The following is a 13,424-nucleotide window of genomic DNA, read 5'->3' on the forward strand; positions in this document are numbered from 1 at the left end:
ATGAGAGCCAATACCAACCTCTTCTGGATCCTGACCGTCTTCATGGTGCTGGCTGCCGTGGCGTACACCGTGTGGTCGCTCATCTGGTACGACGGCCAGCTCGAGTGGGTCGGAACTGTCGGCATCGGCCTCGCGGCGGTGCTGTCGGCGTTCCTCGCCTTCTACCTGAGCCGCGTGCACAAGGCGCAGGGTGCGGAGCTCCCGGAAGACCGCCTCGACGCCAACATCGACGACGGTGACCCCGAGATCGGCTTCTACAGCCCCTGGAGCTGGTGGCCCATCATCCTCGCGGGTGGCGGCGCGCTCCTCATGCTCGGCCTCGCGGTCGGCTTCTGGATCTGCTTCCTCGCCGGCGCCCTCGTCCTCGTGGCCGTGGTCGGCTGGACCTACGAGTACTACCGCGGCTACTTCGCCCGCTGATCCCGCCGCACCACCCCGCACGTCCCGAAAGGCCCGCTCCCACCCGGAGCGGGCCTTCGGCCTTCCATCTGCCGATGGGCTGGGCGGTCACCGGCCCGCACGCCTGGCGCCCTTGCCACGAGCGCGTCGGGCCTGCGTACGTGAGGGCCGGCGCCGCGCGAGTCTTGTAGCGGTGCCTTCGCTCAGGTGCGCCAGCTGCCGAGGTCGTCTTGGTCCCGCCGTTCACCATTCGAGGCCGACAGCCTCGCCGCCAATCTGCGCCACGTGCTTCCAAGGCGGGAGGCGAATTGTCGGTTGCCCCGGCTGAGTGCGATGCCGCGGCGGTGACCACGTGAGGAGGGTGGCACCGGTATGGCCCATAACCGATGCGCTACCCCAGCGCCGACTTCGCGGGGTCTACCGTTGTGAGTGTGACGCAGGATTTCGGTGCGGTGAGTTTGCGAGTGGCACCTCTCCAGGGTGCGCGGGGTCCGAGCGGCCCCGGCCCAGGAAGTCGGACGGGTTCACTCACGCCTCGAGTGGCTCGGTCCCGCGCCGCGAGACGAGAGAGCGCCCGTCCCGAGGCGGGACGGGCGCTCCAGCGACGGGCCGCTACGGGCGGCAGACCGTGAGTGCGGCGACGTCTGGGGAGAGCACGTCGTCGCCTCCGAGGAGCACGACCTTCTTGATGTTCATACGATTGATGCGGAATGCCGCATCAGCGGGTATGCAGTCCTGACGTGAGAGCAGTACCGGGCTGTTCGTTACTTTCGCAAGCGGAACTCCTGACAGAGCATCCGGGTAGTTCGCTCCTGTTGCCAGATACACGGTGTCGGGGTTGCTCTCTGGGAAGCCCGGGTGGGTGAAGTACTCTTCCGCGACCCGCGACGACACGAAGTAGCGATCTGACCCGTTCAGACGGTGGGTCTGAGGTACGGGGGTCAAAGCGGTGACTGACTGCTCGATGCCCTCAGAGACCGCCGCTGGCCCTCCCATGATGCCGACGAACGTGGGTTTGATGGCGCTGAGTACCGCGGTCTCGCCCGCAGAAAGCGAGGCTTGCGCCCCGTCGACCAGCAGCACACCACCTTTGATGCGATCTTGTGCGAATGCCGGAGAAGCGCTGAGCGCGTCGGGAAAGTTCCGACCGGTAGCTAGCAGGATCTTCGTCGGGTCAGTCGGACCGAACGAGGTATTGGTCAGAAGGTTCCGCGAGACCTCGAAGCGGTCGGCTCCGCCGATGCGGGTGACAGCCGGGGGACTGGGCAGACCTGCCAACTGAGCTTCAACCGACGCACCGAGGGCGGCCTCGCCACCCATGAGGACGATGTTCGCTGGCTGCAGGCGCTTCAGTTCGTCGAGGACCACTGAGGGGATCCCTGCTTTCGTCGCGAGCAGCAGGGGCGCCTGCCGTTCAGCAGCCGGGCTGCCGGCGCTCAGAGCGTCGGCGAAGTTCTCGCCGCTGGCGAGATAGACGAGAGGCGCCGTGCCCGGAACCATCGCCCGAGACGCCGCGACCGATCCGGCGAAACGATCGGGACCCTGCACCCGACTGACGGTGATCCCAGGAACGATCTGGAGATCGGCCACGATCGTCACATGACAGGCCTCGGTGAACGGCGCGCCGCCGTTCTTCTCCTGCCCCTGCAGCACGTAGTCGTACGCGCCTGGCGTCTTCGGAGCACCGACGTAGTCGGTGTACCAACCTCCGTCGAACAGTGAGACGCCGTCAGGGAGTGCGCCGCCGACGAGTGTGATCTTCGGGCTGCCGACGTCGGCGTCGTAGGCGCTCTGGTTGTAGAACGCCACCCCTGCTTGTGCGCCGTCGGGGATGCAGAAAATGGACGTTCCAGCGGCTGCGGGGCCGGCGACAACCCCTGCTGTAAGAATCGCGAGGCCGACGGTCGAGGCCAGGAGGCTGGCCGTGCGGCGAGGGTGAGATTTTAGGGTCATGACGCCATGCTCGCGCCGCAAGCGGACTGACGGTTATGAGCAGTTGGTACTCAAAGTCGACGGGCAACGCGAAGCGCCCGCCCCCGGGAGGGGACGGGCGCTAGGCGGAGCGGCGGCGGGCGGGAGTCCGCGCGCGGTCAGTGGTGCGTGTTGCCGCCGGTCGGGTCTTCGAGCTCGCCGCGGGCGGAGGAGCCGGTGCCGACCGCGGGGGCGTGGCCGTGGCCGTGGGCCGGGGCGATTCGGTCCTCGAAGAACCAGTTCGACATGGCCGAGCGCAGGCGCATCACCGAGGTGATCTTGCCGTTGGCGTTCGGGCGCAGCGTGATCGGCTCGAAGGACTCGTAGTCGACCAGCTTCCAGCGCTCGTAGTCGTCGAGCTGCTCGTGCACCTCGATATACTCGCCGCCCGGGAGGCGGACGATGCGGCCCGACTCGTAGCCGTGCAGTACGATCTCGCGGTCCTAAGGCCCGCGCCCCTTGGGGGGCACGGGCCTTCCTCCTTGCCTTGCTCACTCCATCAGCTGCATAGTGGCAGGTTCTCGAGCGTCGCGTCGAGGACCGCGGGTCCGCCGAGCAGGACGAGGTGCTTCGGCGCCAGAGCGCGAACCTGTGCGGCGACCTCCGCGGTGACGCAATCCTTGCGGACCAGCAGCACGGGGGACTTGTTCCTTCCCGCGAGCACTCCGCCCGCGAGGGCGTCTGGGAAATCGGAGCCGGTCGCGAAGTACACGGTATCAACGGGCGAGGTGAAGGTTGCGGACACGACCTTCGCTGAAGTTGCGAAACGATCGTCACCGTCGAGCCGCGTCACCGTGGTCCCAAGTGTCGCGATATCTGCTGCAATTCCGGACGAGACTGTGTCGTCGCCGCCGATCAAGGTGCTGCTGGTCACCCCTCGGGCCACCAACAGTGCCTTCTCTTGGGATGTCAATCCAGCGGCGAGTCCGTTCACGAGCAGCACCGGAGCCTGATTCCGCGCCGCAGCCGGACTCGCACTCAGGGCATCCGGGAATTTTAGCCCGGTCGCCACGAACACCGACGATGAGGAGGGTGCTCCGAAGGTCGGGTGCGTGATGAGGTTGCGTGACACCTCGAAACGATCGACGCCTGCGATGCGCGTGACAGTCGGATGAATGGACAGGCCGTTGAGATCCGTGATCACGTCGGCGGAGATGGCGGCTTCGCCACCTACGACGACGATGTTCTCCGGCTTCAGGTAGGCGGAGAGCTGGGTTCGGATGTAATAGGGCAGCTCCTTCTTCGTGGTCAGCAGAAGGGGAGCTTGTCGTTCCGCAGCGATGGCGGCTGCGCTCAGAGCATCGGGGTAGTTCTCGCCGCTCGCAATGTAGACCAGCGGAGTCTTCTCATACCCAGCGATCTGGCTGGCAGTGTCATACCGGTCTTCGCCGGCTTTCCGCTCCACGACCGAAGTGGCGGGCACGATGTCGATCGTGCAGGCCTTGCTGCTGAAGCTGCCGACGTTGTTGCGCGCCTCCATGGTGAATGGGAAGGTGCCGACCTTCGTGGGATTGCCCGTGATTTCCGGCGCACCCCCACGAGGGCTCTTGCCAATCGTCAGACCGTCGGGGAGTGTGCCGGCCGTGATGCTTGCGTCGAAGCCCGATCCCTCATGGTTGTCTGCAATCTCGAAGTGCACCGCAGCGCCGATCTTGGTGATTGCCGGCGGACACATCAGCCACGGGCCACCGGCCGCCGAGGCGGCGAGCGGTGCTCCGGCAGATGTCGAAAGGGCGACGGCCGCGAGTGTCAGAGAGGCGATGAGTGAACCGCGACTGCGAGGTCGGTGGTGCGGGGAGATCTTCACGGGTCTGTCCTTCGATCGGTGATATCGGTCATCTCAGACTGATGCCTAGGAAGCACAGGGTGTGAGGAGCAATTGCTACTCAGCCAATGGCGAAGCGCCCGCCCCCGAGGGGGACGAGCGCTTCAGCGGGATCGGCTGTGAGCCGGTCAGTGGTGCGTGTTGCCGCCGGTGGGGTCTTCGAGCTCGCCGCGGGCGGAGGAGCCGGTGCCGACCGCGGGGGCGTGGCCGTGGCCGTGGGCCGCGTCGAGCTCGGCGCGGGAGGCCGGGGCGATGCGGTCCTCGAAGAACCAGTTCGACATGGCCGAGCGCAGGCGCATCACCGGGGTGATCTTGCCGTTGGCGTTCGGGCGCAGCATGATCGGCTCGAAGGACTCGTAGTCGACCAGCTTCCAGCGCTCGTAGTCGTCGAGCTGCTCGTGCACCTCGATGTACTCGCCGCCCGGGAGGCGGACGATGCGGCCCGACTCGTAGCCGTGCAGCACGATCTCGCGGTCCTTCTTCATCAGGCCGATGCAGACGCGCTTCGTGATGAAGTACGCCACGAACGGGCCGAGCACCGCCCACGCCTGGACGACGTGGATGACGCCCTCGATGGAGAGCTGGAAGTGGGTGGCCATGAGGTCGGACGAGGCCGCCGCCCAGAGCGCCGCGTAGAACGTCACACCGGCCGCGCCGATGGCCGTGCGGGTCGGGGCGTTCCGCGGGCGGTCGAGGATGTGGTGCTCGCGCTTGTCGCCCGTGACCCAGCTCTCGACGAACGGGTAGATGGCGACGAACAGGAGCAGCAGCACCAGCGCGACGACCGGCACCAGGATGTTGATCGACCAGGTGTGGTTCAGCCAGACGAACTCCCAGCCCGGCGGGATGAGTCGCAGGGCGCCGTCGGCGAAGCCGATGTACCAGTCGGGCTGGGTACCGGCCGAGACGGGGGAGGGGTCGTAGGGGCCGTAGTTCCAGATCGGGTTGATCGTGAAGAACGACGCCATCAGGGCGATGACACCGAACACCAGGAAGAAGAAGCCGCCCGCCTTCGCCGCGTACACGGGGAGGATCGGGTAGCCGATCACGTTCTTCTCGGTGCGGCCGGGGCCGGCGAACTGGGTGTGCTTGTGCACGACCACGAACACCAGGTGCAGGGCCAGGAAGGCGACCAGGATGGCCGGCAGCAGCAGGATGTGCAGCGTGTAGAGGCGCCCCACGATCGCGGTGCCCGGGAACTCGCCGCCGAACAGCAGGAACGAGGTCCAGGTGCCGATGAACGGGATGCCCTTGATCAGGCCGTCGATGATGCGGAGGCCGTTGCCCGAGAGCAGGTCGTCGGGGAGCGAGTACCCGGTGAAGCCCTCGGCCATGGCGAGGACGAACAGCACGAAGCCGATCATCCAGTTCAGCTCGCGAGGCTTGCGGAACGCGCCCGTGAAGAACACGCGCAGCATGTGCAGGCCGATGGAGGCGATGAACAGCAGAGCGGCCCAGTGGTGGATCTGACGCACCAGGAGGCCACCGCGCACGTCGAACGAGATGTGCAGCGCCGAGTCCATGGCGGCCGACATCTCGACGCCCTTGAGCGGCACGAACGCGCCGTCGTAGTGCGTCTCGACCATCGAGGCCTGGAAGAAGAACGTCAGGAAGGTACCCGACAGGATGATGACGACGAAGCTGTAGAGCGCGACCTCGCCGAGCATGAACGACCAGTGGTCGGGGAAGATCTTGCGGCCGAACTCCTTGACGACCGCCGAGATGCTCGTGCGCTCGTCGAGGTAGTTCGCGGCGGCGCCGGTGATGCCGCCGCCCTTCTTCGGAGTCGCCGGGGCCTCTGCGGCCTCGGTCCTCTCGATCGTGCTGGTCATGAACGCTCCCAGAAGCTAGGTCCGACGGGCTCGTGGAAGTCGCTCTGCGCCACGAGGTAGCCCTCCGAGTCGACCTCGATGGGCAGCTGGGGCAGCGGCCGCTTGGCCGGCCCGAAGATCACCTTGGCCTCGTTCACCACGTCGAAGGTCGACTGGTGGCAGGGGCAGAGGAGGTGATGGGTCTGCTGCTCGTAGAGTGCCACCGGGCATCCGACGTGCGTGCAGATCTTGGAGTACGCGACGATGCCGTCGTACGACCAGCCCTCGCGCTCCGGGCTGATGTTCAGGTCGGCCGGGTCGAGGCGCATGAGCAGCACCGCGGCCTTGGCCTTCTGCTCGAGCAGGTCTTCGCGCTCGTTCAGGCCCTCGGGGATGATGTGGAACACCGATCCGATGGTGATGTCGGACGCCTTCACCGGGATGCCGCTCGGGTCGAGCGTGAGCCGCGAGCCCTTCTTCCACATGGTGTGGCTGAGCAGCTCCACCGGGTCCTGATCCTGCGGACCGAGGCCCCGGAAGAGCACGAGACCGGGCAGCGGGAAGGCGATGATGGCGCCGATCAGGCTGTTCCGGATGAGGGTGCGTCGTCCGAAGCCCGACTCCTTGTCGGCCTGGTCGAAGATCTCGACGGCCCTGGCACGCGTCTCGTCGGTGCCGCGCACGGGGTGGCGGACGTCGATGCCCTCCTTGTCGACCATGAGCGCCTTGCCCCAGTGCACGGCGGCGAGGCCGATGCCGAAGAGGGCGAGGGCCGAGCCGAGGCCGATGAAGAGGGTGTTCAGCCGCAGGGCGACGGGGTCGCCGTCTTCGATCGGGAAGGCCATGTAGGCCGCGAGGGCGAAGATGCTGCCCGCGATCGAGAGGTAGAACAGGGTGTAGACCGTGCGGTCGGCGTGCTTCGCCTTCGCCGGGTCGAGATCGGTGACGCGCGCGCGGTGCGGCGGCTCTCCCGGGTTCTCCACGTCGGAGCCAATGACCGCTGTACCCGCCGAAGTGCGATGACTCGTCTCGACGGCCGACGAATCGGAGGCGGCTGAGTCGATGCCGCTCACCTCGTCATGTGCCATTGTGTATCCCTTTCGAGCTGCTGCTGGTGATTGCTGTGGTCACGCGGATCAGTTGGACTTGGCGGTCAGCCAGACCATCAGTCCGATGATCGCGCCGAGGCCGAAGATCCAGGCGAAGAGGCCCTCGGCGACCGGGCCGAGGTTGCCGAGCTCGAAGCCACCGGGCGACGGGTTGTTCTCGACGTACTTCAGGTAGGTGATGATGTCGCGCTTGTCCTCGGGCGTGAGGTTGTCGTCGTTGAAGACGGGCATGTTCTGCGGGCCGGTGAGCATGGCCTCGTAGATGTGCGTGGCGAGCACGCCGGTGAGCTCGGGGGCGTACTTGCCCTCGGTGAGCGCACCGCCGGCGCCGGCGACGTTGTGGCACATGGCGCAGTTGATGCGGAACAGCTCGCCGCCGTTCGCGGCGTCGCCGTCGGCCTGCAGGAGGCTGGCGTCGGGGATGGCCGGGCCGGGGGAGATGGAGGCGACGTAGGCGGCCATCGCGGCCGTCTGCTCGTCGGTGAACTGCACGGGCTTCTGCATGGCCTGCGGGCCCTGCATCGCGAGCGGCATGCGGCCGGTGCCGACCTGGAAGTTGACCGAGGCGGCGCCGACGCCGATCAGGCTCGGGCCGTCGTCGGTGCCCTGCAGGCTCATGCCGTGGCAGGTGGCGCAGTTCGAGGCGAAGAGCTTCTCGCCCTCGTCGATGACCTGCTGGCTCGACATGTCCGTCTCGGCGGTCGCAGCGGTGGTGCTGCTGAACGCGGCGTAGCCGCCGCCCGTGACGACGAGGCCGATAGCGATCAGCAGCACAGTCGCCAGGGGGTGGCGTCTGTTTGCTTTCCTGCTCCTGCGGGCCATTCTCTCAACTCTCTTTCGGTACTGCGGGTGCTGCATCGGGTTGATCGGGGTGGAGCGCTACTTCAGCACGTAGATGACGAAGAAGAGGCCGATCCAGACCACGTCGACGAAGTGCCAGTAGTACGAGACGACGATGATCGACGTCGCCTCCTTGTGACCGAAGTTCTTGACCGCGAACACGCGGCCGAGCATGAGCAGCATCGCGATGAGGCCGCCGGTGACGTGCAGGGCGTGGAAGCCGGTGGTGAGGTAGAAGGCCGAGCCGTAGGCATTGCCGTCGATGGTGATGCCCTCGGAGACGAGGGTCGCGTACTCGAGCACCTGACCGCTGACGAAGACGGCGCCGAAGGCGTAGGTGAGGAAGAGCCACTCGGTCAGGCCCCAGTCCTTCGGGGCCCAGCTGGTGCGCTTGACCTGGCCGCGCTCGGCGGCCCAGACGGCGAACTGGCACCAGAACGACGAGATGACGAGGATGATCGTGTTGACGGCCGCGAAGGGCACGTTCAGCACGCCGGCCTGCTCGGCCCAGGCACCCGGGTTCGTGGAGCGCAGCGTGAAGTAGATGGCGAAGAGGCCCGCGAAGAACATGACCTCGCTGCCGAGCCACACGATGGTGCCCACCGCCACGGTGTTGGGGCGCTGGACCACAGGGGCACTCTGAGAATGGGTCAATGAGCTGCTCGTCACTGTTCCATTATGTCCGATATCGGGGCGTGGTTTTGCATTCGGCGCACCATTGGGGCCGACCACCGGCGTGTCCCGTTCGGAGCGGCCCGTAGGATCGCTCCCATGGCTGAAACGCTCACCTGGCCCTCGATGATCGCGCGACTCCTGACCGGGCGGGATCTGTCGATCTCCCAGGCCACCTGGTCGATGGACAGGATCATGCTGGGAGAGGTGACCGAGGCGCAGCTGGCCGGTTTCCTGGTGGCGCTCCGGGCCAAGGGCGAGACGGTCGACGAGATCGTCGGCTTCCGCGACGCGATCCTCGACCACGCCCTCCCGCTGGATGTCGATCCCTTCGCGCTCGACATCGTCGGCACCGGCGGCGACAGCTACGGCACGGTCAACGTCTCGACCATGGCGTCCATCGTGGCGGCGGCGAGCGGTGTCCCCGTGATCAAGCACGGCAACAAGGCGGCGAGTTCGCTCTCCGGCTCCTCCGACGTGCTGCGGGCCCTCGGCATCGACCTCGAGCTCGAGCCCGAGCGCGTGGCCGCCGTGCTGCTGGAGACCGGCATCTCCTTCGCCTACGCGGCGAAGTTCCACCCCGGCTTCAAGAACGCGGGGGCCGTCCGGGCCGAGCTCGGCGTGCCCACGGTGTTCAACTTCCTCGGCCCGCTCTGCAACCCCGCCCGCGCCGAGGCCTCCGCGGTCGGCGTCGCCCACCTCGACCGGGTGCCGCTGATCACCGGCGTGTTCCAGACCCGCGGCGCGACGGCGCTGGTCTTCCGCGGCGACGACGGGCTCGACGAGCTGACCACGACGGGCCACAGCCACATCTGGGAGGTCTCACGCGGGTCGGTCAAGGAGCACGACCTCAACCCGCGCGACCTGGGCATCCGCACCTCGACCATCGACGAGCTGCGCGGCGGCGACGCCGAGCACAACGCCGAGATCGTGCGCCGCACCCTCGCCGGTGACTCCGGGCCGGTGCGCGACATGGTGCTGCTGAACGCCGCGGCCGGGCTCGTGGCGTTCGAGCTGGCGTCCGACCCGGCGGAGGTCGACCGGGCCATGGTGGAGCGCCTCGAGGAGAAGATGGCCATCGCAGCCACCGCCATCGACACGGGGGCCGCTACCCAGAAGCTCGACGACTGGATCGCGGCCACCCGCGCGTAGGTGATCCGAACGGCTACTGCACGTCCTCGTCGACCCAGTCCATGGTCTTCGTGACGGCCTTCTTCCAGTTGCGGTACAGCCGGTCGCGCTCGGCCGAGTCGAGGTCGGGCGTCCAGCGCGAGTCCTCCTGCCAGTTCGCGCGCAGCTCGTCGAGGTCGGCCCAGTAGCCCACCGCGAGGCCGGCCGCGTAGGCCGCTCCGAGCGCGGTGGTCTCGGCGACGACGGGTCGCACGACGGGCACGTCCAGGATGTCCGCCTGGAACTGCATCAGCAGGTTGTTGGCGATCATGCCGCCGTCGACCTTCAGCTCGGTCAGCGGCACCCCGGAGTCGGCGTTGACCGCGTCCAGCACCTCCTTGGTCTGGAAGGCGGTGGCCTCGAGTGCCGCGCGGGCGATGTGGCCCTTGTTGACGTAGCGGGTCAGACCCACGAGGGCGCCCCGCGCATCCGATCGCCAGTAGGGCGCGAACAGGCCCGAGAACGCCGGCACGAAGTAGGCGCCGCCGTTGTCCTCGACCGTGGCGGCGAGCTCCTCGATCTCCGGGGCCGACTTGATCAGGCCGAGGTTGTCGCGCAGCCACTGCACGAGCGAGCCGGTGACCGCGATCGAGCCCTCGAGCGCGTAGTGCGGTTCGGCGTCGCCGAGCTTGTAGCCGAGGGTCGTCAGCAGTCCGTTCTTGGACTTCACGATCTCGGTGCCCGTGTTGAAGATGAGGAAGTTGCCGGTGCCGTAGGTGTTCTTGGCCTCGCCGGCGTCGAACGCCGCCTGGCCGAAGGTGGCGGCCTGCTGGTCGCCCAGGATACCCGCGACGGGCACTTCCCGCAGGAGCGACGAGGTGTGAACGGTGCCGTAGATCTCCGAGGAGCTCTTGATGGCCGGTAGCATCGACTTCGGCACTCCGAAGACCTCGAGGATGTCGTCGCGCCACTCGAGCGTCTCGAGGTCCATGAAGAGGGTGCGCGAGGCGTTCGTGACGTCGGTCGCGTGCACGCCGCCGTCGACGCCGCCCGTGAGGTTCCACAGCACCCAGGTGTCGGTGGTGCCGAAGAGGAGGTCTCCGGCTTCGGCGCGCTCGCGTGCACCCTCGACGTTCTCAAGGATCCAGACGATCTTCGTGCCGGCGAAGTAGGTCGACAGGGGCAGGCCCACGGTGTCCTTGAAGCGCTCGGCGCCGCCGTCCTCCGACAGGCGGTCGACGATCGCCTGGGTGCGGGTGTCCTGCCAGACGATGGCGTTGTAGACGGGCTCGCCCGTGTTCTTGTCCCAGACGACCGCGGTCTCGCGCTGGTTCGTGATGCCGACGGCCTTCACGTTGTGCCGGGTGATGTTGGCCTTGGAGAGCGCCTGGCCGATCACCTCGCGGGTGTTGTCCCAGATCTGCTTCGGGTCGTGCTCGACCCAACCCGCCTTCGGGAAGATCTGGTCGTGCTCGAGCTGGCCGGTGGAGACGATTGAGCCCGAGTGGTCGAAGACGATCGCCCTCGTGCTCGTCGTGCCCTGGTCGATCGCGATGATGTAGTCCGTCATGACAACTCCTTTGTGTGAGACGACTGCTGACGCCCTCCGCCGGATCGGCGGGGATGGTGCCGGGAAGAGAGAGCGGGCCGGTCCACGTCATCGTGGACCGGCCCGCTGGGTGCTAGGTGAGGATCGGCAGGAGGGGGATGGCCAGAAGGCCCGCGAGCACACCGCCGATGATCGGTCCGACGACCGGCACCCACGCGTACGACCAGTCGCTCGTGCCCTTGCCCTTGATGGGCAGCAGGGCGTGTGCGATGCGCGGGCCGAGGTCACGGGCCGGGTTGATGGCGTAGCCGGTCGGGCCACCGAGCGAGGCGCCGATGCCGATCACGAGCAGCGCCACGGGCAGGGCGCCGAGGGCCGCGAGGCCGCCGTCTCCCTGTCGTCCGCCGCCGAAGCCGATCACGACGAAGACCAGCACGAAGGTGCCGATGATCTCGGTGACGAGGTTCCAGCCGTAGGAGCGGATCGCAGGGCCGGTCGAGAACACGCCGAGCTTGTTGGCCGCCTCGGGCTCCTCGTCGAAGTGCTGCTTGTAGGCCAGCCAGACGAACACCGCGCCGATGATCGCACCGATCAGCTGAGCGCCGATGTAGGCGATGACCGACAGGAAGTTCACGTCGACCGCGGTGGCCTCCGAACCGAACGAGGTGGCGCCGTTGGCCAGCAGGCCGAGCGTCACGGCGGGGTTGAGGTGGGCGCCTGAGGCGTACGAGACGATCACACCGGCGAAGACCGCGAGGCCCCAGCCGATGTTCACCATCAGGAATCCGCCGTTGAAGCCCTTGGTGCGCACCAGGGCGACGTTCGCGACGACGCCGCAGCCGAGGAGCACGAGCATCGCCGTGCCCACCAGCTCCGACAAGAAATCGATACCGAGATTGTCCACGATGACCTTCCTTCGCACTGAGCGGCCGCCGACTGCGGCCTCCGGGGTGAACGGATTGAGCCAACAGTATCCCCAGGAAGTTGCCAGGTACATGCCCGATCGCGCCGTGTCGGCCCCGGGCGCCGACAGTCCTGCACCTACCGGTGCCCGCGGCCGACGGCGTAGATTCGTCTCGGACGGCCAGGCGCTGGCTCCCGTCGCACCGACGAACGGTGACCGGAGGGAATTTCAATGAAGAAGCTCATCAACGATCCGAAGAACGTCGTCGACGAGGCGGTCGTCGGCTTCGGGGCCGCGCACAGCGACCTCGTCACCGTCTCGCACGACCCCATCTACATCGCGCGCAAAGACGCTCCGGTCGCCGGCAAGGTCGGCCTGGTCTCGGGAGGCGGCAGCGGGCACGAGCCCCTGCACGGCGGCTTCGTGGGCTTCGGGATGCTCGATGCCGCCGTTCCCGGACCGGTCTTCACCTCCCCGACCCCCGACCCGATCCTGGCAGCGACGAAGGCCGTCGACGCGGGCAAGGGCGTGCTGCACATCGTGAAGAACTACACCGGGGACGTGCTGAACTTCGAGACCGCCGCCGACCTGGCCTCCGCCGAGGACATCGAGGTGCGCACCGTGATCGTCGACGACGACGTCGCCGTGAAGGACTCGCTCTACACCGCCGGCCGACGCGGCGTCGCGGGCACCGTGCTGGTGGAGAAGATCGCCGGGGCCGCCGCCGAGCGCGGCGACGACCTCGACGCGGTGGCCGCCGTCGCCACGAAGGTCAACGCCCAGGTGCGCACCATGGGCGTCGCGCTGACGCCCTGCGTGGTGCCGCACGCGGGCGAGCCGAGCTTCGTGCTCGCCGACGACGAGATCGAGATCGGCATCGGCATCCACGGCGAGCCGGGCCGGGAGCGGATCAAGCTGGAGCCGGCCGACGCGATCGTCGACCGCCTGCTCGGGCCCATCCTGGAGGACCTGCCGTTCGCCTCGGGCGACGAGGTGCTGTTGCTCGTGAACGGCATGGGCGGCACGCCGCAGGTCGAGCTCTACATCGTGTTCAAGCACGCGGCGGAGGTGTTGGCTGAGAAGGGCATCACGGTGACCCGCTCCCTCGTGGGCAACTTCGTGACGTCGCTCGAGATGCAGGGCGTGTCGATCAGCGTGCTGAAGCTCGACGAGGAACTGACCGGACTGTGGGACGCACCGGTGCAGACGGCTGCACTGCGCTGGGGAAGGTAGA

At 67.5% G+C, this 13,424-nt stretch carries 12 protein-coding genes; 3 read left to right on the forward strand and 9 right to left on the reverse strand.

Annotated features, from left to right (window positions below; all coding sequences use genetic code 11):
- A complete protein-coding gene (locus tag HQQ85_RS02255) occupies window positions 1-420 on the forward strand; it encodes a cytochrome c oxidase subunit 4 (protein WP_173180878.1) in 420 nt (139 codons plus the stop codon).
- Window positions 421-1,011: 591 nt separating this feature from the next.
- Here the strand turns inward: HQQ85_RS02255 and HQQ85_RS02260 are convergent.
- The 7 genes from HQQ85_RS02260 to HQQ85_RS02290 all read right to left on the reverse strand — a co-directional run bounded on the left by HQQ85_RS02260 (window position 1,012) and on the right by HQQ85_RS02290 (window position 8,585).
- Window positions 1,012-2,352: a cell wall-binding repeat-containing protein gene (locus HQQ85_RS02260; RefSeq protein WP_173180879.1), complete on the reverse strand. Its 1,341-nt coding sequence runs from the start codon at window positions 2,350-2,352 to the stop codon at window positions 1,012-1,014.
- Between the two features lie 137 nt (window positions 2,353-2,489).
- Entirely contained in the window at window positions 2,490-2,741 is a 252-nt protein-coding gene (locus tag HQQ85_RS20720) for a hypothetical protein (RefSeq protein ID WP_216851406.1), read from the reverse strand.
- A gap of 128 nt (window positions 2,742-2,869) precedes the next feature.
- The gene (locus tag HQQ85_RS02270; RefSeq protein ID WP_173180880.1) at window positions 2,870-4,177 is read right to left on the reverse strand and encodes a cell wall-binding repeat-containing protein; all 1,308 of its coding nucleotides are present in this window, start codon (window positions 4,175-4,177) and stop codon (window positions 2,870-2,872) included.
- A gap of 146 nt (window positions 4,178-4,323) precedes the next feature.
- Entirely contained in the window at window positions 4,324-6,027 is a 1,704-nt protein-coding gene (locus HQQ85_RS02275; RefSeq protein ID WP_173180881.1) for a ubiquinol-cytochrome c reductase cytochrome b subunit, read from the reverse strand.
- On the reverse strand, window positions 6,024-7,094 hold the full coding sequence (locus tag HQQ85_RS02280) for a ubiquinol-cytochrome c reductase iron-sulfur subunit (protein WP_173180882.1): 1,071 nt from the start codon (window positions 7,092-7,094) through the stop codon (window positions 6,024-6,026). The genes HQQ85_RS02275 and HQQ85_RS02280 overlap by 4 nt, the downstream gene beginning before the upstream one ends.
- 48 nt (window positions 7,095-7,142) lie before the next feature.
- Window positions 7,143-7,937: a c-type cytochrome gene (locus tag HQQ85_RS02285; protein WP_173180883.1), complete on the reverse strand. Its 795-nt coding sequence runs from the start codon at window positions 7,935-7,937 to the stop codon at window positions 7,143-7,145.
- Window positions 7,938-7,994: 57 nt separating this feature from the next.
- The gene (locus HQQ85_RS02290; RefSeq protein ID WP_370545181.1) at window positions 7,995-8,585 is read right to left on the reverse strand and encodes a heme-copper oxidase subunit III; all 591 of its coding nucleotides are present in this window, start codon (window positions 8,583-8,585) and stop codon (window positions 7,995-7,997) included.
- Between the two features lie 141 nt (window positions 8,586-8,726).
- On the opposite strand from HQQ85_RS02290, the gene trpD reads away from it, so the two are divergent.
- Complete coding sequence (gene trpD / locus HQQ85_RS02295; RefSeq protein WP_173180885.1) at window positions 8,727-9,779, forward strand: anthranilate phosphoribosyltransferase; 1,053 nt, start codon at window positions 8,727-8,729, stop codon at window positions 9,777-9,779.
- A 13-nt stretch (window positions 9,780-9,792) separates the two neighbouring features.
- On the opposite strand, the gene glpK is transcribed toward trpD, so the two are convergent.
- Together glpK and HQQ85_RS02305 are read right to left on the reverse strand one after the other, a co-directional pair.
- Window positions 9,793-11,307 (reverse strand): glycerol kinase GlpK, encoded by a 1,515-nt coding sequence (gene glpK, locus HQQ85_RS02300; protein ID WP_173180886.1) that lies wholly within the window; start codon window positions 11,305-11,307, stop codon window positions 9,793-9,795.
- A 112-nt stretch (window positions 11,308-11,419) separates the two neighbouring features.
- Window positions 11,420-12,190, reverse strand: coding sequence for an MIP/aquaporin family protein (locus tag HQQ85_RS02305; RefSeq protein ID WP_371741729.1), 771 nt, complete (start codon window positions 12,188-12,190; stop codon window positions 11,420-11,422).
- Window positions 12,191-12,421: 231 nt separating this feature from the next.
- On the opposite strand from HQQ85_RS02305, the gene dhaK reads away from it, so the two are divergent.
- Complete coding sequence (dhaK, locus tag HQQ85_RS02310) at window positions 12,422-13,423, forward strand: dihydroxyacetone kinase subunit DhaK (protein ID WP_173180888.1); 1,002 nt, start codon at window positions 12,422-12,424, stop codon at window positions 13,421-13,423.
- Window position 13,424 lies beyond the last annotated feature (1 nt).

It is taken from the genome of Herbiconiux sp. VKM Ac-2851 (assembly GCF_013205105.1).
GTDB classification, from domain to species: domain Bacteria; phylum Actinomycetota; class Actinomycetes; order Actinomycetales; family Microbacteriaceae; genus Herbiconiux; species Herbiconiux flava.

What these genes read in the sequence shown, in the direction of transcription:
- HQQ85_RS02255 (WP_173180878.1), top strand. Translation starts at nt 1, where the DNA reads ATGAGAGCCAATACCAACCTCTTCTGGATCCTGACCGTCTTCATGGTG.
- HQQ85_RS02260 (WP_173180879.1), bottom strand. Translation starts at nt 2,352, where the DNA reads ATGACCCTAAAATCTCACCCTCGCCGCACGGCCAGCCTCCTGGCCTCG.
- HQQ85_RS02275 (WP_173180881.1), bottom strand. Translation starts at nt 6,027, where the DNA reads ATGACCAGCACGATCGAGAGGACCGAGGCCGCAGAGGCCCCGGCGACT.
- HQQ85_RS02280 (WP_173180882.1), bottom strand. Translation starts at nt 7,094, where the DNA reads ATGGCACATGACGAGGTGAGCGGCATCGACTCAGCCGCCTCCGATTCG.
- HQQ85_RS02285 (WP_173180883.1), bottom strand. Translation starts at nt 7,937, where the DNA reads ATGGCCCGCAGGAGCAGGAAAGCAAACAGACGCCACCCCCTGGCGACT.
- trpD (WP_173180885.1), top strand. Translation starts at nt 8,727, where the DNA reads ATGGCTGAAACGCTCACCTGGCCCTCGATGATCGCGCGACTCCTGACC.
- glpK (WP_173180886.1), bottom strand. Translation starts at nt 11,307, where the DNA reads ATGACGGACTACATCATCGCGATCGACCAGGGCACGACGAGCACGAGG.
- dhaK (WP_173180888.1), top strand. Translation starts at nt 12,422, where the DNA reads ATGAAGAAGCTCATCAACGATCCGAAGAACGTCGTCGACGAGGCGGTC.